Genomic DNA, 19,395 nt, shown 5'->3' with positions numbered 1-19,395 from the left:
AAGCTGGTTGCCAAGAACCCCAAAGCGTGGTTGGGCTGCGCCCAGGCCGTACGGGGAACGAACCGAGGCCCTTCCTGTGGCTTGGCAGCCCGTTGAAGAGCGCGCGCCTGCGGCGCTTAAGGGGTTAGGTGGTTCAGGGTTTGGGTGAAGTGTTGCAGGACGTCTCGGTTTTTTCTGGTTGGGTCGCGGGGGAGTAGGCGCATTGTCTCTTCGTCTGTTGCCGGGCGGACGGAGAGGATGAAGGTTTGTACTGCTTCTTTTGGGACGTCGTCTGGGACTGTTGCCGCTATTTCCACGCCGTGGTCTCTTCTCAGGTAGACGTGGTGGCGTGTCCAGGTTCGGTAGGTCAGGGTGTCTTCCTGGACGTCGCCGGGTTGGGGTGGGGAGACCTGGCGGATGGTGAGTTGTGGCCAGGGGGACAGCGGGTGGTCCTTGCCGGTGGGGCGGTAGTCGAGGGTTGCCTCGTTGTCCTTGCGGGTCAGGGTGGGGAAGTCGTAGGCGTTCGGGGTGGCCAGCAGGAGGACGTTGCCGGGGAGTTTTGCGTTTTCTATTCGGGATCGCGCGTCGTCTTGGGGCAGGGTGGTGGGTAGGTGGATGCCCAGGGCTATCGCGGCGGCGGTTGTGGCCAGCGAGGTCAGGCGTATCGCCAGCGGGCGTACCAGGGCGGCGGTGATCAAGGCGTAGGGGAGGCCTACGCCCAGGGTTGCCAGCCAGGTGGGTGGCTTGGCGGGTTCCGAGGATTCCAGGACCGACATGTAGAAAACCGCGCCCAGGGTGCCCAGCGTGGTGACCGCCAGGGCCCACGCTGCTCTGGGGAGGAGTCGGCGGGTCAGCAGGCCCGCGGGTTGGCTCAGGCTGCCTACCAGGAAGAACATCACGAGCGGGCCCAGCAGGGAGACGGCTACCAGGCCTGGGCTGCGGAGGACGAAGCCGAGCACGGTCAGCCAGCCGGTGCCTATGAAGCCGACCAGCGCGGCCACCCACACGCCGACTATCTGCACGGCTAGGGGTGGCCAGGTGCGCCGGGGTGGTAAGTCGATCACCCGGTCAGCCTGTCGTGGTGCCTGGCGGGAGGCAATCGGGGCTTCTACTCAGTCCAGGTCGTCCCAGGGGACCGCGTCGAGGGCGGCTCGGACGCGGGCCAGGGCGGGCTCGTCGATGTCGTAGGTGACGGTGTCGATGCCGGTCACCGGGGTCACGCCGATGGAGTTGCAGAGGAACGCGCCCTGGAAGTCGGCCAGGTCCGCCAGGTGGACCACGGCTCGGGTGGAGGGCAGGGCCTGTTCCAGCAACTGCATGGAGATGCCGTGCAGCCAGGCCGCGTCCGGCCAGACGATGTCGCCGGATCGGGTGAAGAAGGCGATGTTGGCGATCGCGCCCTCGATGACGCGGCCGTCGTGGGTGGTCAGGAGGGCGTCGTCGTAACCGGCCGCCTGGGCGCGATTGCCGTGCAGGAGTTGGCCGAAGCCGCCGATGTGCTTCACGTGGGGCAGGGGGCGTTGGTACTCGACCGACATCAGGCGCTGGGGCGTGGTCGGGCGTGGGGCCGGTGGGCGGGCCACGACCATGAGTTCCGGGTTCTCCGGGCCGAAGGCGATCACGCGGACGGCCGCGTCCTGCTCGTCGCCCAGGGTGTCTTTGATGAGGGCGGGGATCGCTGTGGTGTCCAGGGTCGTGTCGTAAAGCTCCTGGTGTTGGGAGTTCAGGCGGCTGAGGTGCAGGTCCAGGCCCTGGACGCGGTGGGCTCGGACCTGCATCGCGGTGAAGTGGCCGTAGTTGGCCAGCAGGCCCACGGCCAACTGGTCGGTGGTCGGGGGTCGGCCGTCGATCCGGATCCTCAGCACGGGGTGACGGTAGTCGTCCGCACGACCGCCACCAGCACGGCGGGTTCCGGTCCGTGCTGGTGCAGGGCCCGCAGGCCCAGGCCGTCGAGCACCAGGACGGCCCCGCGGCCGAACGCCCGCCGGGTGCCGCCGGCGCCCTCCAGTTCCACCTCGCCGGCGGTCACGACCACCAGGGCGTCGCGCCACTCGTCCGGGTCGAACGGGCGGGTGCCGGCGACCGTGACCACCCGCGAGCGGAACATCAGAGGGTCGCCGGCAGGTCGAACCACGCGAACACCGCGGACTGGAACGTGGTGACCTCGGTGATCACGCCGTCCTCGACCCGCAGCACGTCCAGGGCCACGGGCTCGTAGACGTCCCGGCCGGGGCGCTTGGCGTACCCGGCCACGGCCGGCTGCCGGTTCGCCCACACCGGGATGGCGCGCCACTCGCCGAACGCCTCCGGGCCGACCATGACCGGCGTCCACAGCTCGATCAGCGCGTCCCGACCGCGGTACAGCTCCGGCTGCGGGGGCATCGACCACACGGCGTCCTCGCGCAGCACCGCCGCCAGCGCCGCCGGGTCGCAGCTCTCGGTGGCCGCCACGAACCGTCGCAGCACGGCCTTCTCCCGGGCCGACGCCTCGGCGCTCCACTCCGCGCGCCGCTCGGGCAGGTGCTTGCGCAGCGTGCCGCGGGCGCGTTGCAGGGCGCTGTTCACCGCGGGCACGGTGTCGTCCAGCAGGGCGGCGGTCTCAGTGGCGGGCCAGCCCAGGACGTCGCGCAGCACCAGCACCGCGCGTTGCTTGGCGGGCAGGTGTTGCAGCGCGACCAGGTACGCCAGCTCGATCGTCTCGCGGGCGACGGCCTCCGCGTCCGGGCCCGCCGCCTGGTCGAGCAGGGCGTCGGGGTAGGGCTGGATCCACGGCACCTCGACCGTCCGGGGGTCGGTGGGCGCGGGCGCGGGGCGGCGGGCGATCGCGTCGAGGCACGCGTTCGTCGCGATCCGGTACAGCCACGCCCGCAACGACGAGCGCCCCTCGAACGTGTCCCGGCCGCGCCACGCCCGCAGGAACGTCTCCTGCACCAGGTCCTCCGCCTCGTCGAACGAGCCGAGCAGCCGGTAGCAGTGCACCCTCAGTTCGTGCCGGTGCTGCTCGACCCCGCGGGTGAAGTCCACGTCAACCGTCATCGTCGAGACCTCGCTCATCGCCGTCCTCCTGGGTTGTACGGTGACGTGCCGGGACGCACGCCGCACCACGTATGACCGGACCGGCCGCGGAAACTCATCGGAGGAGCATGGGGACGGGGTTCCGGGCGGCGTTCGCGGTGCCCGAGTTCCGGGTGCTGTGGTGCGCGGCGGCCCTGTCGACCGTCGGCGACCAGTTGGCCCGCGTTGCGCTGTCGGTGCTGGTGTTCCAACGCACCGGGTCGGCCGCCTGGACCGCGCTGACCTACGCGTTGACCATGCTGCCCGCTCTCGTGTCGGGCGTGCTGCTCTCGGGCCTGGCCGACCGGTTCCCGCGCCGGACCGTGATGGTCGCCGCCGACCTGGTGCGCGCGGTCCTGCTGGCCGTGATGGCCGTGCCCGGCGTGCCGTTGCCGCTGGTCGCGGCCCTGTTGGTGGTGGCGCAACTGGCCGAGCCGCCGTTCGCCGCCGCCCAGGGCGCGCTGCTGCCGACCGTGCTGGGCGACCGGTACGAGGCGGGGCAGTCGGTGCACCTGATCACCCACCAGGCGGGGCTGCTGCTCGGGTTCGCGGGTGGTGGCGTGGTGGTGGCGTGGCTGGGGACGTCCGGGGCGCTGGTCGCCGACGCCCTGACCTTCGCGGCGTCGGCCGTGCTGCTGCGGCTGGGGCTGCGGGCGCGTCCGGCGGCGGGGGCGGTGGCGCGGACCGGGGTGCGCATCCGCGCCGGCGCGGTGCTGGTGTGGCGGGACCGGCGGCTGCGGGTGCTGGTGGCGCTGGGGTGGTTGGCGCTGTTCACGGTGGTGCCCGAGGGCCTGGCCGCGCCGTTCTCGGCGGAGGTCGGGGTGGGCGCGGCGGGCGTGGGCCTGCTGCTGGCGGCCGACCCGGCCGGGATGGTGCTGGGCACGGTGCTGCTGCGGTTCGTGCCGACGGCCCGGCGGGTGCGGGTGTTGGGGTTGTTGGCGGTGGCGACGGCGTTGCCGCTGGTGGCGTACTGGTTCGAGCCCGGCCTGGTCGGGGCGGTGGCTTTGTTGGCGTTGAGCGGGGTGTTCAGCGCTTACCAGGTGACGGCCGGTGCGACGTTCGTGCGGCTGGTGCCCGACGCCCAGCGGGGGCAGGCTCTCGGGTTCGCCCGGAGCGGGCTGGTGGCGGCGCAGGGCGTGGGGGTCGCCGGTGGAGGCGTCTTGGCGGGGGCACTGGGTTCCGCGGGTGGTGCGATCGCCTTGGCCGGTGGCGTGGGCGTGATCGCGGCGCTGGTCGTCGCGGCCGCCTGGGCGCGGGTGTCCGGTGGTGCGCTGCCCGGCGACGGCTGATCCCTGTGTGGCGAGATCGGGCGTTCCTGCTGCTGTGGTCCGGGCAGTCGGTGTCGTTGGTCGGCTCGCAGGTCACGGCGTTGGCCCTGCCGCTGGTCGCCGCCCTCACGTTGGGGGCGACCGCCTGGGAGATGGGGGTGCTCGCCGCTTGTGCCCGTGCGCCCTACCTGGTCCTTGGTCTGCCGGCCGGGGTGTGGGTCGATCGCCTGCCCCGGCGGCTCCTGCTGGTCTCCTGTGCGCTTGGTCAGGCTGCCGTCCTCGGTGCCGTTCCGCTCGCCGATGGCCTCGGTGTGCTGTCCGTTCCGCTGCTGTGCCTGGTCGCGGTGGTGGCGGGCGCGTTCGCGGTGGTGGGGGACATCGGCACGTTGGCCCTGGTTCCGCTGGTCGTGCCGGCGGACCGGTTGACCCGGGCGCAGGGGGCGTTCGAGACCAGCCAGTCCACCGCTCAGGTCGCCGGGCCCGCCCTCGCCGGGTGGCTGGTCGGGGTGTTCGGCGCGCCGGTCGCGCTGTTGGCCGATGCCTTGAGTTTCGTGGTCTCCGGCGCGACGCTCGCCGGCATCCGGGTTCGTGGGGTCGTCGAGCGGCGTGGGGGAGTGTTCGCCGGGGTGCGGCTGGTGTTCGGGCAGCCGTTGTTGCGGCGGGTCACGCTGTGCACCGCGACCCTGATGTTCTGGGTGAGTGCATTCCTCGCGTTGCTCCCGCTTCACCTGGCGCGGGAAGGGCTGTCACCGGGGCGCATCGGCGTGGTGTTGGCCGTGGGGGCGCTCGGAGGGATCGCGGGGGCGCTGGTGGCTCCACGAATGGGTGAATCTGCGATGCCGGTCGTGATCGCTGTGGCCGGGGCCGGGGCCGCGGGTGTGGTGGTGCACCCGTTGAGCATCGCCTTGATGTGGTTCGGCGTGCAGGTCTACCACGTGCTCCAGGTGCCGGTCCGGTACCGGCTCACGCCGGCCCCGCTGCACGGCCGGGTGAACGCCGCGATTCGCACGACCGTGTGGGGTTCGGCTCCGGTGGGTGCGCTGGTCGCGGGCGTGGTGGCCGAGTCCGCCGAAGTCGGGACGGCACTGGTCGTCGCCGGTGTCGGGGCCGGGGTGGCGGGCCTGTGGCTGGTTCGGCGGTGAGCGGGGCCGCGGCGGACGCGGCGCCCGCACCCGTCGCCGTCGACTTCACCAGATCTTGTCGCGCATGACCCACCTCCCTCACGAGCGCGGCGCTGTGGCGGGCAGGGGGCGTCACCAGATCTTGTCGCGCACCGCAGTCACCTCCTGTGGGTCGCGTCACCCCGCTAGCGGCTGACATCGGCGCAGGTCACAATTACTGTGACGGTCCGTTCGGACGCGTTCACAGTCCGAGTTAGACGGTCGCGAGGAACCATGGGCACAGTGCGGTCAGCGTCGTCGGGCGATCGACGCTGGTCACTATGGTCCCTGCCCCGGCAGGCCCTGGTGTACGTGCTGTCGGTGGATCTGCTCGCACTGGTCGCGATCGCGGCGACCACGGCGTGGCCGGTCCCGGCGGGCGCGTGGCCGGTGTTCGGCGTGCTGGCCGGGTGCGCCGCGCTGCACCTGCACTGCTCGCGCTGGATCGAGCGCATCCGACGGGACCACAGCCACCTGCCGCACGTCGACCTGTGCAGCATCTGGATGCTGGCCGGCGCCCTGGTGCTGCCGCCCTCGCTCGCGGTGGCGCTGGTCGTGCTCATGTACGCGCACCGCTGGTGGGTGGTGGGGCGCTGGGACGCGTCCCGGCCACCGCACCGGAACGTGTTCACCACCTCCATGATGGTTCTCGCCACGCTGGCCGCGGGCACGGTGGCAGGCGCGACCGGCCTGCGCGAGCACCTGGCCGGGGGACGGCCATCCGGCTGGCTGGACCTGGTTGGGCTGGTCGGCGCGGGCACGGCGCAGTGGCTGGTCAACACGGCCCTGGTGGCGATCGTGATCCTGTTGACGGTCCGGCCGCGGTCCGTGCGCGACGCCGTCGGCAGCGCCTCGGACAACCTGCTGGAGGCCGGACAGCTCGCGATGGGCGTGTTCGTGGCGCTGGCGGTCGCGTGGTGGCCGGGCTTCGCGCTGCCGATGGTCGTGGCCGCCGTCGCCCTGCACCGCACCGTCCTGATCCACCAGCTGGAGCTGGCCGCGCGCACCGACGCCAAGACGGGGTTGCTCAACGCGGAGGCGTGGCACCTGCAGGCGTCGCTGGAACTGGACCGGACGCGCCGTCGGCCGGCCGGGGCGACGGTCGGGCTGTTCATGATCGACGTGGACCACTTCAAGGACATCAACGACACGCACGGTCACCAGATCGGTGACGCCGTGCTGCGGCGGATCGCGATGGCGTTGAACGGGGCCGTGCGGCGGGGCGACGCCGTCGGGCGGTTCGGGGGCGAGGAGTTCGCCGTGCTGCTGCCGGGGGTGGAGCCGGGTGAGGCGGAGGCGATCGCGGAGCGGATCCGGCGGCAGGTGCACCAGGTGGCGGCCGACGACGCCGAGGGCGGCCGGGTCGACGGGCTGACGGTGAGCATCGGCATCGCGGTGTGGCCGTCGGTCGCGGAGGACACGCTGGAGGGCCTGCTCGCCGCCGCCGACGCGGCGCTCTACGAGGCCAAGCGCCTGGGCCGCGACCAGGTCCAGGTCGCGGGCCGGCACCGCAGGGTGCCGTGGATGCCGGCGGCCCGCTCGGAGCACCCCGGCACCTGAGCCGCATCCGGACGAAAGCGGCGTCTCGCCGCCGTGCGGTGTGATCCACGTGGCACGGTGTGTAACAACCTCATTGACCTGCGGGATGTCCTACAGGTGGAGCGCTCCGGTGGCGTAGTTTCTGCGCGCCACCACTATCCGGTGGACTCGTCGCTGCAAGGGTTGTGAGCCAGTGGACCTCGGTGCCCCGCACGGAATCCGGTTCCGCTTCGAGGCGGGGCTGCTGCGCGCCGTCCTGCTCGACGTGCACCGCAAGCCGCCGCTGCCGGTCAGCGAGCACCTCACCGCCGAGGCCGGCGCGCGGGACCTCCTGGTCGACGAGCACCGGGACGGCCACCTGCGCACCGTGCTCAGGCAGCGCTTCGACCTGCCCGCCCCCGCCGAGTGGCGGCTGAAGGTCGACGCGCCCGGCACCGAGACCACCGACGGTGTGCGGTTCGCCCTGTCCGACCACGTCTCGCTGCACGTCAGCGGCTCGTCGCCGTGCACGACGCTGGACGACGGCGTCCGCGTGGCCCTCCCGGCGGGCGAGTCCGAACTGCACGTCACCGTGACCAGCGCACCGGTCTACGGCGTCGCGGACACCGCCGTCGTCTGCCGCCCGGACCAGACCGGCGCGGCGGCGGTCGTGCTGTCCTGCCTGCCCGGCTTCGCGCCGCTGGTCGTGGTCGAGGGGGACGAGCGGGAGCGGCTCCGGGAGCTGCTCGGCAGGACCGGTGTCCGGCGTGCGGTCGTGCTGTGCGACGACAGCTTCCTGGAGGGCCTCGACATCGTCCGGCTGGAGCCGACGGGGGACCCGGACGCCGCCTGGCGCGCGTTGCGCGGCGGCGAACCCGACCCGCTGGAAGCGCCGCCGGGCACCGAGGTCCGAGCCCTGCGCGCGGCGTTGCACCAGGGACGGCCGCTGCGGATCGTCGCCGGCGCGCCGACCCCGCCCGAGCCCGACCTCGACACCGACGAGGCCGTCCTGGTCGAGGACACCGGCACCGCCCACGCCCTGGTCGCCGCCCAGTACGCCCACCACCGGGGAGCGGCGCTGGTCACCGCGCCCGTCCCCGACCTGACCGACGTCCACCGCGTCATCGCCGAGGAACAGGGCCGGGTCACCGCCGCCGCCCGCGCCATAGGGGACGCCGTCAAGGGCATCGGGTTCGTCGAAGCCCTGTGGCGCTACCTGTCCGCCGGCGACCACGACCCGTTCGCCGCGCTGGAGGCCGTCGTCACCGCGCAGGTCCCGGCCGAGGTGGTCGAGGCGGTCGGCGACCGGCGGCTGACCGCGTTCACCACCGGCCTGCCCTACTCGTTCGTCCGCACCGACGACGCCAACTGGACCCGCAAACCCATCGGCCACGTGGTCGCCGACCCCACCCTGGTCGTGCTGACCGAGCTGTACGGGGAGGGCGCCGCCCGCGAACCCGGCGCGTTCAGCCTGGTGTTCGACACCGCCGCGCCGCCCGCGCCCACCGACGGGGTCGGCCACTTCACCCACCCGCTCGTCCTGTCCGGCGCGGACGCCTCGCCGGCGGCCCTGGCCGCCCTCGCCCGGGACCTGCCCGTCGAGCTGGTCTTCTTCAACACCCACGGCGACGACGACGGGATCGTGCTGGGCGACGAACCGCTCACCGACGTCCCCCGCCTGGGCCACCGCCCGATCGTGGTCAACAACTCCCGCCGCCCGTGGACCGAGGTCGGCCGCGAGTTCGTCCGCGCCGGCGCGCGCGGGTACATCGGCACGCTGTGGACCGTCCCGCCGGGCCTGGCGACCAGCTTCGCCGCGACCGTCGTGCACCGCCTGACCGCGGAGGAAGCCCCGGCCGCGAACGCCATCGTCAACACCGGCACCCCCGGCGGCATCGAGCGTTGCTACCTGTACCTGGGCACGGTCAACGGCCGCCTGGACGAGTGGCGCGACCGGTCCACCACCGACGGCGAGGCGGCCCTGGCCGAAGCCGAACTGCTCGGCCGCTTCGCCCGCACGTGCCCAGCCCCGCTGGCCACCGTGCTACGCCGCGAGATCACCGCGCTGCGCCGCACCGCCGAACAGCGCGGGGCCGCCGACGTGCCGTCCTTCGTGGACGTCCTGCTCGACGAACTGGCGCTGACCGGCGACCCGGCCCTGGCCGACCGCGTCGACACCGCCCTGGCCGAACTGGACCTGCCCGAACCCGAGTCCGCACCCCGCCGCGCCCGCCGCCACGAGCTGACCGGCCGGGTCCACGAGCAGCGCGGGGAATACGACGCGGCGCTCGCGGACTTCGAGAAGTGTGTGGAGGGGGGCGACGCGTGCGAAGACCGGGCGGACGTGTTGCTGCGCATGGCGCGCCTGCTGGTGCGCGCGGACCGACCGGAGGACGCGCGGCGGGCCGCGCTGGAGGCGCACGACGTGTTCCGGGCCCGGGGCAGTCGGACGCGGCTGGTGGAGGCGATCGACGTGCTGGGTGGACTGAGCGGCGAAGACCACGAGACGGCGCTGCGCTACGCCGTCGAGGGCCACGAGGTGGCCGTGGAGCTGGACGACCGGCGCAGGCAGGCCGGGTTCAAGCTGGAGGAGTGCGTCCGCAGGCGCCGCGCCGGCGACGTGGCCGCGGCGATCGAGGCGGGCGTCCAGGCGGTGGAGTTGTTCCGCGCCGAGCACGACGACGCGGCGGAGCTGACGGCCGTGCGCGAACTGGGCGCGTGCCACCGCGACCTGGGCGAGTGGGAAACCGCGCGGCACTACGCCACGGTCGGCCTGGCGCTGGCCGAGCGCCGGGCGGTGCCGGCGGAGATCGCCACGTGCCACGACGAGCTGGGCCAGGTGCTGACCCTGCGCGGCGAGCACGCCAAGGCGTTGGACCACTACAGACACGCGGTGGAACTGCTGGTGGCCAAGGGCTTGTGGGCCGAGGGCGCGGCACTGCTGCCGAACCTCGCGGTGGGCGCGGTGCGCGCGAACGACCCGGGGGCGCTGTGGACGACCGCGCTGTGCGGTGGGTTGATCTGCGAGACGGCCGAGCAGCCGACGTGGGCCGCCGTGGTGCCGCTGGTGGTCGATTCGATGAAGCGCGCGATCGAGGTCGGGCCGCGGGAGTTGACCGAGCGGGGGATGACGGACTTCGCCCACGCGGTGACCGCGGGCAACCGGGACGAGATGCCGTTCCAGGTGGGTGTGCTGGCGGACGTGGTCGTGGTGCTGCTGGCGTGGCTGATGGACCGGGTGGACCGGGGGATCGTCGGGTTCGCGCGGGAGCTGGACCGGACGACGGGTGGCGTGCTCGGGCTGGAGGACTACATCGCGACGCCCTTCGCGCAGCGCGCTCGGCAGGCGGCACATGGGTGGTTGCCCCAGCGGGGGTGACGGCGGGCGTTCTGGCGGCGGGTGCGAGCAGCCGGGCGGGTTTGCCGGCGCAGCCGGCGCTTTTCGGCGCAGCCGGGGGCTTTTCGGCGCAGCCGGGGCTTTTGGGGCTTTTGCTGGGTGGCCTGGGAGGGGGTGGGTGGGTGGAGGCTCAGGTGGGATAGCCCCTGTCACGCTGCCGAGTCCGCTGGGAGCCAAGAGGGCCGTGTCACCGATGCGTCCACCCGCCCACCCCCACCACGGCCGACCCCGCAAAAGCCGCAAAGCCGCACAAGCCCAAAAGCCGCACAAGCCCAAAAGCCGCAAAAGCCGCACAAGCCCAAAAGCCCCGCGCTGCGCGCGACGCGCTCCGCGCGACCGCCTCCGGCGGAACCGCAAAAGCCGCAAAGCCGCAAAGCCAAAACCCCGCGCTGCGCGCGAGGCGCTGCGCGCGAGGCGCTGCGCGCGAGGCGCTGCGCGCGAACGGCCGGCCTCCGGCCCCCGTCTCCATGGTCTCACGGGGTACCGACAATCCCGGGCTACCAGAGTCGCCCGGTAGGCAGCTCACCCAACTCCGGCCGGGACAAGTGGTGCACCCGGTAGCGCTGTCCCTCGGCTTCCGCCGGCACCTCGTCCACCCACAACGTGAACTGCACGAGCTCCCACCCCCGCGTGTCCACCACCAGCGCGGTCGAGTGCGCTCCACCCTCCAGACGCTTCAACCCCTCCAAAGCCTCCTCGATCGCCGCCACCGGGTCGGCGTCCGCCGGCACGTGCCAGGTCCGCTTGGTCGCCGACCGCGGCACGGCACCGAGGTCGAACGCCTCGAAAGCCAACCCCGTCCACTGCCGCACCACCGGTCGCCCGAAGTCTCGGCTCAGCCCGGCGAAACCCGGACCCCACAGGAACGTGTTCATCCCCTCGACCGTGCGCCACAGGTAGAACGGCGCGTACTGGTTCACCGGCGACCCGTCCACACCCCGCTCCCGCACCAGGTACGCCTTGCACGCCAGCCCCGGCCACGCGTCCAGGGCCGAACCCTTCGTCGCCACCCGCTTGTGGATCACCGACATGTCGTAATCAGCGGGCAGAGTGATCTCGTAGTGCATCGCGTGCATCAGCGCGTCCCCCTTCGATAACCCGCCGCCGTGAGCGGGTACTGCTCCCGGTACGCCGTCAGGTGGCCCCACGGGGTCGTCACGGACTCCGCCGCCAGCAAGCCGTGCACCAACGCCCGCGCGAACGCGTGTCGCGCCGCCTCCAGGACCTCCTCGACCGGCGCGTCGTGCGTTCCCGTGGACGCCGCGAAGACCGTGTCGCCGTCCACCATGCCGTGCGCCGGGTCCACGGCCAGGGCCAAGCCGTCCTGGCCGGCCGCGGCCACCGCGTACAGCGCCGGAACACGCGCGTTCGTCGCCACGACACCGATCACCGTGTTGAACGGGTTCACCACGCTCGGCATCGGCCGCGACAAGTCGTCGCCGCCGGGCGGCGGGAACTCGTCCGGCAGGCCCGAACCGTGGGCCAGCGGCAGACCCGTCCGCAAGTCCACGCCCGAACCGGCCGCGTTCAAAGCCGCCACCGCGCCCACGACCACGCCGCCGCCCAACTCGACGCTCGCCGTGCCCAGACCACCCTTCAACGCGGCGTTCATCGCGCCCGCCCCGGCGCCCACGTTGCCCTGCGGCACGTCCACGCCCGCCGCGCGCACGGCCTCCGCGCCGAACCCCGGCGTCGGGTAGGTGTCGAACACCCCGCCCCGGCCCAGGTCGTACAGCGCCGCCGCCGGCACGAACGAGCCGACCTCGCGGGCCGCGCCGTCCGCCGCCGCCAACCCGTACGCGCTGCCCCCGGTCAACACCACGCACCGCACCGCACGGCCGCCGTGACGGGCGTCCAGCGCCGCCGTGTCCCGGGTCGCCGGCGCGCCGCCGCGCACGTCCACAGTGGACAGCGTCCCGGGCGGGAACAGCACGGCCGTCGTGCCGGTCAACGCGCCGTCGCCGACGCGGGTGGCGTGGCCGACCAGCACGCCGGGCACATCGGTGATCGCGTTGCGCACGTCCGCGATGCTACTGACCGGCCAGCCGGGCGCCGATCTCGCGGACCACCGACACCAGCAGGTCCACGTCCGCCTCGGTCGTGCGCCACCGGCCCGGTCAGGTTCGCGAACGTCGCGCTCGGCGTCAGCACCCCGCCGAAGGTCTCCGGCAGCCCCACCAGTTCGCGCAGCCACCGCAGCACCACCGTCTCCGCCCGCGCGGCCAGCGGCGAGGCCGGCCACAGCCCGCCCACCTGGTCCAGCCGCGCGGTCACCCAGTCCCCGGCCTGCGCCGCCGGCGTCGAGCCGCCCACCACGAAGTGGAAGAACCGCGGCCCGGACGAGTGCGTGGCCGCGCGCGTCCCGATCCGCAGCAGCTCCGCCACGGCCGCCGGCGCGCCCTCGCCGTCCTCGGGCAGCGGACCGTCCAGGTCCCGCAACAGGTGCGCGTGGGCCGCGTCGCGCACGGGCAGGGTCGGCAGCGCGTCGAGGTAGGGGCCGGCCGCCTCCGCCACCAGCCGCAGCGCCGCGGCGGCGTCCTGTCGTCCCATCAGCGGATCGCCCATCGTGGCAGAGTGGTCGCCGATGAGCACACGTGGACGTTTTCGGGGCCTGGCGGTCGATCCCGCCGTCGACGCCTTCCTCGGCATCCGGTACGCCGAACCGCCCTTCGGTCCACGCCGGTTCGCCGCGCCGGTCCGCGCCGGGCACTCCGGCGACTGCCGGGAGTTCGGCCCGATCCCGCCCCAGTCCGCCGAACTGCCCGGCGCGCCGGTCTGGCGGCCCGGCGACGAGGACGTCCTGACCCTCAACGTGTGGGCGCCCCGGCACGGTGACAGCCACCCGGTCCTGCTCTACCTGCACGGCGGCGCCTACACGTTCGGCTCCTCCGCCCAGCCCGACTACGACGGCACGGCCCTGGCCCGCGCCGGGCTCGTCGTCGTGACCTGCAACTACCGCCTGGGGTTCGAGGGCTTCGGCCACGTCGAGGGCCACCCGGCCAACCGCGGCCTGCTCGACCAGCGGGCCGCGTTGGACTGGGTGCGCGACGAGATCGCGGCCTTCGGCGGCGACCCGGGCGACATCACCGTCGCCGGGCAGTCGGCCGGCGCGGGCTCGGCGCTGTTCCTCGTCGCCGCCGCGCCCGTCCGCCGGGTGATCGCGCACAGCGTCCCCGGCCGGTGCTACACCGAGGACTTCGCCCGCCGCGTCGCGGAGTGGATCGACCCCACCACCCCCGAGTCCGCGGTGGCCTCCGCCGACGCGTTGATCGCCGCGCAGGAGTGCGGCCCGCTGGGCTACGACCCGGTCCTGTTCGGACCGGTCGCCGACCGCCTGCCCGTGCCGCCGCCGCACGTGGACGCCCTGTTCTGCCACACCACCTCCGAGTACCGCCTGTTCGAACGCGTCGGCACCCTCGCCCCGGTGCGCACCGACGACGAGTACGCCCGCTTCGGACGCGCGCACGGACTGCCCGCGCACGTCCTCGACGGCTACCGCGCGTTGTTCCCGACGATCGCCGACGCGTACGTGGAACTGATGGGCGACAACGTCTTCAGCGAACCCACCACCCGCCTCGCCGAGGCCCACGGCCGCGCCCACCTGGCCCGCTTCACCCGCGCGCCCGGCTGGCACACCGCCGACGTCCCGTTCTGCTTCGGCAACCTGACCGGCGCGGACTTCCTCATCGGCGGCCCGCCCGGACCCGCCGAGCACGAACTGTCCGCCCGCATGCTGCGCGCGTGGGTGGACTTCTGCCGCACCGGCGACCCCGGCTGGACCGGCGTGCGCCACTGGGGTCCGGAGGTGGACCTCTCGGCTCGGCGCGCGTTGTGGCGGGGCGTGGACGTGGGGGGTCCGGTGGACCACCCGGTCACCGGAACCGGCGTTCTCCCGCTTCGACCGCGACGGTGACGACGTTGCCCTCCGGCGGCCTCGGGCAGGTGCCGTAGGGCGTCAGGTGCGAGGGCAGGTTCAGCGCCCGGTTGAAGTCCAGCCGCACCCGCCCGTCGCGGGGCGGGTCCGCGAACAACGTCCGCCACGGCGCGGTCGTGTCGCCGTTGGTGGCGTCGTGGAAGAGCACCTGCACCCGGTCGCCGGCGCGCGTCACGACCAGCCGCTGCGGCTGCCCGGCCACCGCGAACTCCGCCACGCCCACCGCCTCCAGGTGGTGCTCCAGCCCGTCCCGCGCCGCACCGACCACGATCGGCTCGGCGCGGGCGTGGAAGTCGGCGTCCACGACCCACTCGGGCGCGAAGTCGAACGCCGGCACCCCCTGGTAGGCCGCGAGGTCCGGGTTGCGCGGGTCGCGCACGCGCAGCCCGTACCGGCCGGTGCGCAGGACGACCTCGACCTTCACCCCGTCCGCGCCGTCCACCAGCGTCGAACCGGCCTCGGGCAGCACGAACGCGGTGTCGCCCTGGCGGGCCGCGGTCCCGTCGGCGCTCCACTCGCCGGGCACGCCCGGGAACGACCGGGGCGTGGCGTCCAGCCAGTGCAGCGCGGTGATGCTCAGCCACCCGTGCGGGTCGCGCAACGCGTCCTGGCGCTCGGCGCGCCACGCGGCCCACCCGGTCTCCAGGTCCTCGACGGTCGTCATCGCTGCCCTCCCGCGTCGGTCGTCATCCGGTGTCCTCCCGCGTCGGTCGTCATCGGTGTCCTCCTCGATGAAGTTCGTCCACCGGCGAATCAACCACGGCGGCGGCACCCCGACCACCGCGTCCACATGCTGATCAGGTCTGGACAGGACCGGACCGGACGATCACGGCGACCAGCGCGGCGGCCTCCGACTCCCGGCTGTCCGCCAAGGCGGCGATCGCCCGGGACAGCACCCCGGCGACCGGGTCGCGGGCGTCGAGCAGGGCGTGCAGCCGGCGGCAGGACTCCGCGGCCGAGACGACGTCGCCCGAGCGGAAGTGCAGGTCCACCGCGCGGCGCAGGTGCGCGCGGGCCCGGCCGACGCGGCCCGCCGCCGACTCCAGCCCGGCCATCGCGTCGGCGACCTCGGCCAGCCCGTGCGAGTCGTCCGAGCGCGCGTAGAGGCCGCGGGCGAGCAGGTGGTGGTGCCGCGCCTCGGTCGGCCGGCCCAGCGTCGCGCACGCGCGGCCCAGCAGGTGGTGGCTGCTCGCGGCGCCGCGGTCGTCGCGGACCTCCGGGCGGGCGTGGAGGTCCAGGGCGGCGGAGGCCGAGCGGAAGGCCGCGTCCGGCGACCCGGCGTGCAGCTGGACGGCGGCCAGGCCGTTGAGCGCCTCGGCGCGGCCCGAGAGGTCGCCGAGCTGCTCCAGGGTGGCCAGGGCGTCCAGGTAGCCCTCGACCGACCGCCGGTGCTCGCCGTTGTGGGCGTGCGCCCGCGCCAGCGACTGCCGCAACCGCACCTCCACCGACCGGTCGCCCAGGCCGCGGCTCGCGGCGACGGCGGCGGTGTGCGCGCGGACCCAGTCCGGCCACCGCCCGGTCAGGTGCGCGAAGGCCGGGATCGTCCACGCGAGCTGCCAGGTGTAGGCGGGCAGGCCCTCCCGCCGGGCCAGCGCCGCGGCGGCCAGGACGTTGTCGTACTCGGCGGTGAACCACGCCAACGCGTCCGCCCGGGTGGCCAGCGCCGGCAGCAGCTCCGGGCGCAGGCACGGCTCCAGCGGCGCCGGGCGGCGGTGGCCGTCGATCAGCCGGTCGGCGCGGTCGGCCGCGTGGAGCTGGTGGTTGAGCAGGGCGGTGCGGGCCGCGCGCAGCTCCGCCGGGTCGGCCGCCCTGGCCCGCTCGGCGGCGAACACCCGGGTCGGCCCGTGGAAGGCGAACCGGCCCGAGGACGTGCGGCCCAGCAGGTGGCAGCGCACCAGCTCCCGGATCGTCTCCCGGGCGCGGAAGGTGTCCCCGCCGGTCATGGCCGCGGCGGCGGCCACGCCGAATTCCGCGCCGGGGTGCACCGCCAGCGTCCGGAACTCGCGGCGCAGGTCGGCCGGCAGGTCGTCGTGGGACAGCGCCAGCACCGCGCGCAGGTCGCCCACGTCCGCCGGGCGCGACGCGACTCGGCCCGCCAGCTCGCGGACGACGGCGTCCAGCGGCTCGGCCGGATCGGCGGCGCGCGCCGCGACGAGGCTCAACGCCAACGGGTGGCCCGCGCACGCGGTCACCAGGCGGGCGACGGCGGCGTGCTCGGCCCGGACGCGGTGCGTGCCCAGGTGTTCGGCGAGCAGCCGCACGGACTCCGCCGGGCGCAGCGGCCCGACCGGGACCCGTCCGGCACCGTGGTGCGCGGTCAGGCCGTCGAGCCGGTGCCGGGAGGTCACCACCGTGAAGCAGCCGCGCGCGGTGGACAGCAACGGGCGGACCTGGTCGGTGCGGCGCACGTTGTCCACGACCAGCAGCAGCCGCCGCCGGTCCAGCACCTCGCGCAGCAACGCCAACCGGTCGTCGAGGTGGGTCGGGACGGACGTCGGCGGCACGTGCAGAGCGCCCAGGATCGACCGGGACGCCTCGGCGGGGCCCACGGCGGCTTCGGCGTGGTGCAGTGCCGATTCGGCGGGGTGCAGGGCTGCTTCGGCGGGGTGGAAACCTCGTAGGTCGACGTAGAGGTGGCCGTCCGGGAAGAGGTCGCGCACGCGGGCTGCCCAGTGGACCGCCAGCTCGGTCTTGCCGATTCCCGGGGGTCCGTCGAGGACGCACAGCCGACTGCCGCCGGGTGTCGTGGCCAGGGTGGTCAGGCGGGCTAGTTCGCGGTGTCGGCCGACGAAACGGTGGGTGGGCGGGGGCAGGTTGTGCGGGACCGGGACCGGGACCGGGGTCGGGAGTGGGGTCGGGGCCGGGAGTGGGGTCGGCGTCGGGGGTGGGACCAGGGCAGGGGGCGGGGTTGGTGGCTCGGGTCGGGCGACTGCCGCTGTGGTGTCGGCGTTCTCGGTGGTCACGAGAGCCCCCTCCCGGCACCGCGCGCTATTCACCGCCTTTTTGCGGTGATCGGTCGCGAATTGTCCGCGGGAATGCGCGGTGCGCTTTCGACTATATCGACGCGCCGGTGCCGGGAAATGCGGGTGCAGTCGAACGGGGGCCTGCCGAGCGGGCGGTTCCGGTGCCGGCCCGCTCGGCGGGGACGCTCAGCGGTTGTCGTCGCGCTCGCGGCGGATGGTGACCTTGCGGCCCTTGATGGTCGCCCCGCGCAGCGCCGTGATCACCTGCTGCGCCGCGTTGTCGGGCACCTCGACCAGGGAGAACCGGTCGGCGATCTCGATCGCGCCGATCTCCCGGCCGTTGAGCCGCGCCTCGCCCGCGATCGCGCCCACGATGTCCTGCGGCCGGATGCCCGCGCTGCGCCCCGCGCCCACGAACAGCCGCGTCATGCCCGCCGTGGGGCGACGCGGCCGGCGTTCCCGCCGCTCACCGCCCATCGGCGCGCCCCGGCGGTCCCGGTCGCGCGGCACGAACTCGGGGATCTCCTCCTCGTCGGCCGCCGCGCCGGTGGCCTCGTGCGCGAGCTTGACCGCCGCCAACGCGATCTCCACCACGTCGAACTCGTCGGCCAACGTCTCCACCACGACCCGGAAGCCCTCCAGGTCGTCCTCCAACAGGCTCTCGTGCAGCGCCGCCCGGGTCAGCTCCAGCCGGCGGGCCCGCAGGTCGGCGACCGTGGGCACCTTCTCCATCTGGATGCGCTGCTTGGTGACCCGCTCGATGGTCTTGAGCATCCCGTGCTCGCGCGGCTCGGCCAACGTGATCGCCACGCCCTCGCGACCGGCGCGCCCGACCCGGCCGATGCGGTGCACGTAGGACTCCGGCGCGGACGGCACGTTGTAGTTCACGACGTGCGTGAGCTGCTCGACGTCCAGACCGCGCGCCGCCACGTCCGTGGCCACGAGCAGGTCGGCGGTCCCGTTGCGCAGCCGTGCCATCACCCGGTCGCGCTGCTCCTGGCTGATGCCGCCGTGCAGCGACTCGGCCCGGTAGCCGCGGCCGTTGAGGGTCTCGGTGAGCTGGTCCACCTCGTCACGCGTGCGGCAGAACACGATCGCCGCCGTGGGGGCCTCGACGTCGAGCACCCGGCCCAGCGCGGCCGGCTTGTGGGCGCGCGGGACGACGTAGGCGCTCTGCCGGACGCGCGGCGCTTCACCCGGCTCGGTCTGCTCGCGCCCGATGGTGATGCGCACCGGGTCGGTGAGGTGCTGGCGGGCCAACCGGTCGATGCGCGGCGGCATGGTCGCGGAGAACAGCACCGTCTGCCGGTCCTCGGGCGCTTCGGCGAGGATCGCGTCGAGGTCCTCGGCGAACCCCATGTCGAGCATCTCGTCGGCCTCGTCCAGCACGACGATCTTCAGGTTGTCGAGCTTGAGCGTGCCCCGGTTCAGGTGGTCCACGGCGCGGCCGGGCGTGGCCACGACCACGTCCACCCCCTGCTCCAACACCCGCAACTGCCGCCCGATCGGCTGACCGCCGTAGATCGGCAGCACCCGCGCGCCCAGCTCGCGCCCGTACCGGTGCACGGCCTCGGACACCTGCACGGCCAGCTCACGGGTGGGCACCAGCACCAACGCGAACGGCAGGGTGTCGGTCCGCCCGCCACCGCCCATGCGCTCCAGCACGGGCAACGCGAACGCGGCGGTCTTGCCGGTGCCGGTGGCGGCCTGCCCGAGCAGGTCACGCCCTTCGACCAGCGGCGCGATGGCTTCCCGCTGGATGGGGGTGGGTTCCTCGTAGCCGAGTCCGGAGAGCGCCCGCAACAGTTCGGGGCGCAGCCCCAGGTCGGCGAAGCTGGTCCTGTCGTCGTCGGGCGCGTCGGCGGTCATGGCGTCAAGTTTCGCTGATCGCCCGCGAACCGCTCGGCGAGGGGGTGCTGTAGGGACGGCGGGTGGGTTGTGGCACGCGTGCGCTCTGTCTTGCGTCGTTCGAGATCTTGAGCGGAGAGCGGGCGATCAAGAGCGAAAAGATCAAAGCGAAAGCGAAGAGCGAAGAGCGAAGAGCTAAAAGCGGCGCTCGCCGCGCGGCAGGCCCCCGGGGGTGGAAGGGCGTCGGTTCGTTCCCCGTACGGCCTGCCGGAGG

15 protein-coding genes are annotated in these 19,395 nt (G+C 73.9%); 5 read left to right on the top strand and 10 right to left on the bottom strand.

What is annotated here, in order from left to right; translation table 11 throughout:
* Positions 1-116: 116 nt before the first annotated feature.
* The 4 genes from AB0A74_RS39130 to AB0A74_RS39115 all read right to left on the bottom strand — a co-directional run bounded on the left by AB0A74_RS39130 (position 117) and on the right by AB0A74_RS39115 (position 3,081).
* Positions 117-980: a hypothetical protein gene (locus AB0A74_RS39130; protein ID WP_358257754.1), complete on the bottom strand. Its 864-nt coding sequence runs from the start codon at positions 978-980 to the stop codon at positions 117-119.
* A 111-nt stretch (positions 981-1,091) separates the two neighbouring features.
* Positions 1,092-1,844, bottom strand: a complete 753-nt coding sequence (locus AB0A74_RS39125; RefSeq protein ID WP_358257752.1) for an aminotransferase class IV — start codon at positions 1,842-1,844, stop codon at positions 1,092-1,094.
* On the bottom strand, positions 1,838-2,086 hold the full coding sequence (locus tag AB0A74_RS39120) for a hypothetical protein (RefSeq protein WP_358257750.1): 249 nt from the start codon (positions 2,084-2,086) through the stop codon (positions 1,838-1,840). Before AB0A74_RS39120 ends, AB0A74_RS39125 begins: the two co-directional genes overlap by 7 nt.
* Positions 2,086-3,081 carry an RNA polymerase subunit sigma-70 gene (locus AB0A74_RS39115; protein WP_358257748.1) on the bottom strand — a complete coding sequence of 332 codons (996 nt, stop codon included), beginning with the start codon at positions 3,079-3,081 and terminating at the stop codon, positions 2,086-2,088. Before AB0A74_RS39115 ends, AB0A74_RS39120 begins: the two co-directional genes overlap by 1 nt.
* Before the next feature lie 41 nt (positions 3,082-3,122).
* On the opposite strand from AB0A74_RS39115, the gene AB0A74_RS39110 reads away from it, so the two are divergent.
* The 4 genes from AB0A74_RS39110 to AB0A74_RS39095 all read left to right on the top strand — a co-directional run bounded on the left by AB0A74_RS39110 (position 3,123) and on the right by AB0A74_RS39095 (position 10,358).
* Complete coding sequence (locus AB0A74_RS39110; protein ID WP_358257746.1) at positions 3,123-4,322, top strand: MFS transporter; 1,200 nt, start codon at positions 3,123-3,125, stop codon at positions 4,320-4,322.
* Positions 4,323-4,327: 5 nt separating this feature from the next.
* Positions 4,328-5,443, top strand: a complete 1,116-nt coding sequence (locus AB0A74_RS39105; protein WP_358257744.1) for an MFS transporter — start codon at positions 4,328-4,330, stop codon at positions 5,441-5,443.
* Positions 5,444-5,782: 339 nt separating this feature from the next.
* A complete protein-coding gene (locus AB0A74_RS39100) occupies positions 5,783-7,021 on the top strand; it encodes a GGDEF domain-containing protein (RefSeq protein ID WP_358257743.1) in 1,239 nt (412 codons plus the stop codon).
* Between the two features lie 172 nt (positions 7,022-7,193).
* Positions 7,194-10,358, top strand: a complete 3,165-nt coding sequence (locus AB0A74_RS39095) for a tetratricopeptide repeat protein (protein ID WP_358257741.1) — start codon at positions 7,194-7,196, stop codon at positions 10,356-10,358.
* Between the two features lie 515 nt (positions 10,359-10,873).
* Here AB0A74_RS39095 and AB0A74_RS39090 read toward each other — a convergent pair.
* From AB0A74_RS39090 to AB0A74_RS39080, 3 genes are read right to left on the bottom strand one after another with little or no spacing between them, the layout of a single operon-like run.
* Positions 10,874-11,452, bottom strand: coding sequence for a DUF4865 family protein (locus AB0A74_RS39090; RefSeq protein ID WP_358257739.1), 579 nt, complete (start codon positions 11,450-11,452; stop codon positions 10,874-10,876).
* Complete coding sequence (locus AB0A74_RS39085; RefSeq protein ID WP_358257737.1) at positions 11,452-12,396, bottom strand: P1 family peptidase; 945 nt, start codon at positions 12,394-12,396, stop codon at positions 11,452-11,454. The genes AB0A74_RS39090 and AB0A74_RS39085 overlap by 1 nt, the downstream gene beginning before the upstream one ends.
* Positions 12,324-12,941 (bottom strand): pyridoxal-dependent decarboxylase, encoded by a 618-nt coding sequence (locus AB0A74_RS39080; RefSeq protein WP_358257735.1) that lies wholly within the window; start codon positions 12,939-12,941, stop codon positions 12,324-12,326. The genes AB0A74_RS39085 and AB0A74_RS39080 overlap by 73 nt, the downstream gene beginning before the upstream one ends.
* A gap of 19 nt (positions 12,942-12,960) precedes the next feature.
* On the opposite strand from AB0A74_RS39080, the gene AB0A74_RS39075 reads away from it, so the two are divergent.
* Complete coding sequence (locus tag AB0A74_RS39075) at positions 12,961-14,289, top strand: carboxylesterase family protein (protein WP_358257733.1); 1,329 nt, start codon at positions 12,961-12,963, stop codon at positions 14,287-14,289.
* On the opposite strand, the gene AB0A74_RS39070 is transcribed toward AB0A74_RS39075, so the two are convergent.
* The 3 genes from AB0A74_RS39070 to AB0A74_RS39060 all read right to left on the bottom strand — a co-directional run bounded on the left by AB0A74_RS39070 (position 14,249) and on the right by AB0A74_RS39060 (position 19,142).
* Entirely contained in the window at positions 14,249-14,974 is a 726-nt protein-coding gene (locus AB0A74_RS39070; RefSeq protein ID WP_358257732.1) for a DUF1684 domain-containing protein, read from the bottom strand. The genes AB0A74_RS39075 and AB0A74_RS39070 overlap by 41 nt on opposite strands.
* 133 nt (positions 14,975-15,107) lie before the next feature.
* Positions 15,108-17,273: an AAA family ATPase gene (locus tag AB0A74_RS39065; RefSeq protein ID WP_358257730.1), complete on the bottom strand. Its 2,166-nt coding sequence runs from the start codon at positions 17,271-17,273 to the stop codon at positions 15,108-15,110.
* Between the two features lie 186 nt (positions 17,274-17,459).
* Positions 17,460-19,142, bottom strand: coding sequence for a DEAD/DEAH box helicase (locus AB0A74_RS39060; protein WP_358257728.1), 1,683 nt, complete (start codon positions 19,140-19,142; stop codon positions 17,460-17,462).
* Positions 19,143-19,395 lie beyond the last annotated feature (253 nt).

The sequence above is a fragment of the Saccharothrix sp. NPDC042600 genome (assembly GCF_040647305.1).
Classification (GTDB): Bacteria; Actinomycetota; Actinomycetes; order Mycobacteriales; family Pseudonocardiaceae; genus Actinosynnema; species Actinosynnema mutabilis.
The sequence above is the reverse complement of the archived record's forward strand: the minus strand, read 5'-3'. Positions and strand labels throughout refer to the sequence as shown.

Bases quoted from the DNA above. Each gene is read 5' to 3' on its own strand.
- AB0A74_RS39120 (WP_358257750.1), bottom strand. From the start codon at position 2,086: ATGTTCCGCTCGCGGGTGGTCACGGTCGCCGGCACCCGCCCGTTCGAC.
- AB0A74_RS39110 (WP_358257746.1), top strand. From the start codon at position 3,123: ATGGGGACGGGGTTCCGGGCGGCGTTCGCGGTGCCCGAGTTCCGGGTG.
- AB0A74_RS39090 (WP_358257739.1), bottom strand. From the start codon at position 11,452: ATGCACGCGATGCACTACGAGATCACTCTGCCCGCTGATTACGACATG.
- AB0A74_RS39080 (WP_358257735.1), bottom strand. From the start codon at position 12,941: ATGGGCGATCCGCTGATGGGACGACAGGACGCCGCCGCGGCGCTGCGG.
- AB0A74_RS39075 (WP_358257733.1), top strand. From the start codon at position 12,961: ATGAGCACACGTGGACGTTTTCGGGGCCTGGCGGTCGATCCCGCCGTC.
- AB0A74_RS39070 (WP_358257732.1), bottom strand. From the start codon at position 14,974: ATGACGACCGTCGAGGACCTGGAGACCGGGTGGGCCGCGTGGCGCGCC.
- AB0A74_RS39060 (WP_358257728.1), bottom strand. From the start codon at position 19,142: ATGACCGCCGACGCGCCCGACGACGACAGGACCAGCTTCGCCGACCTG.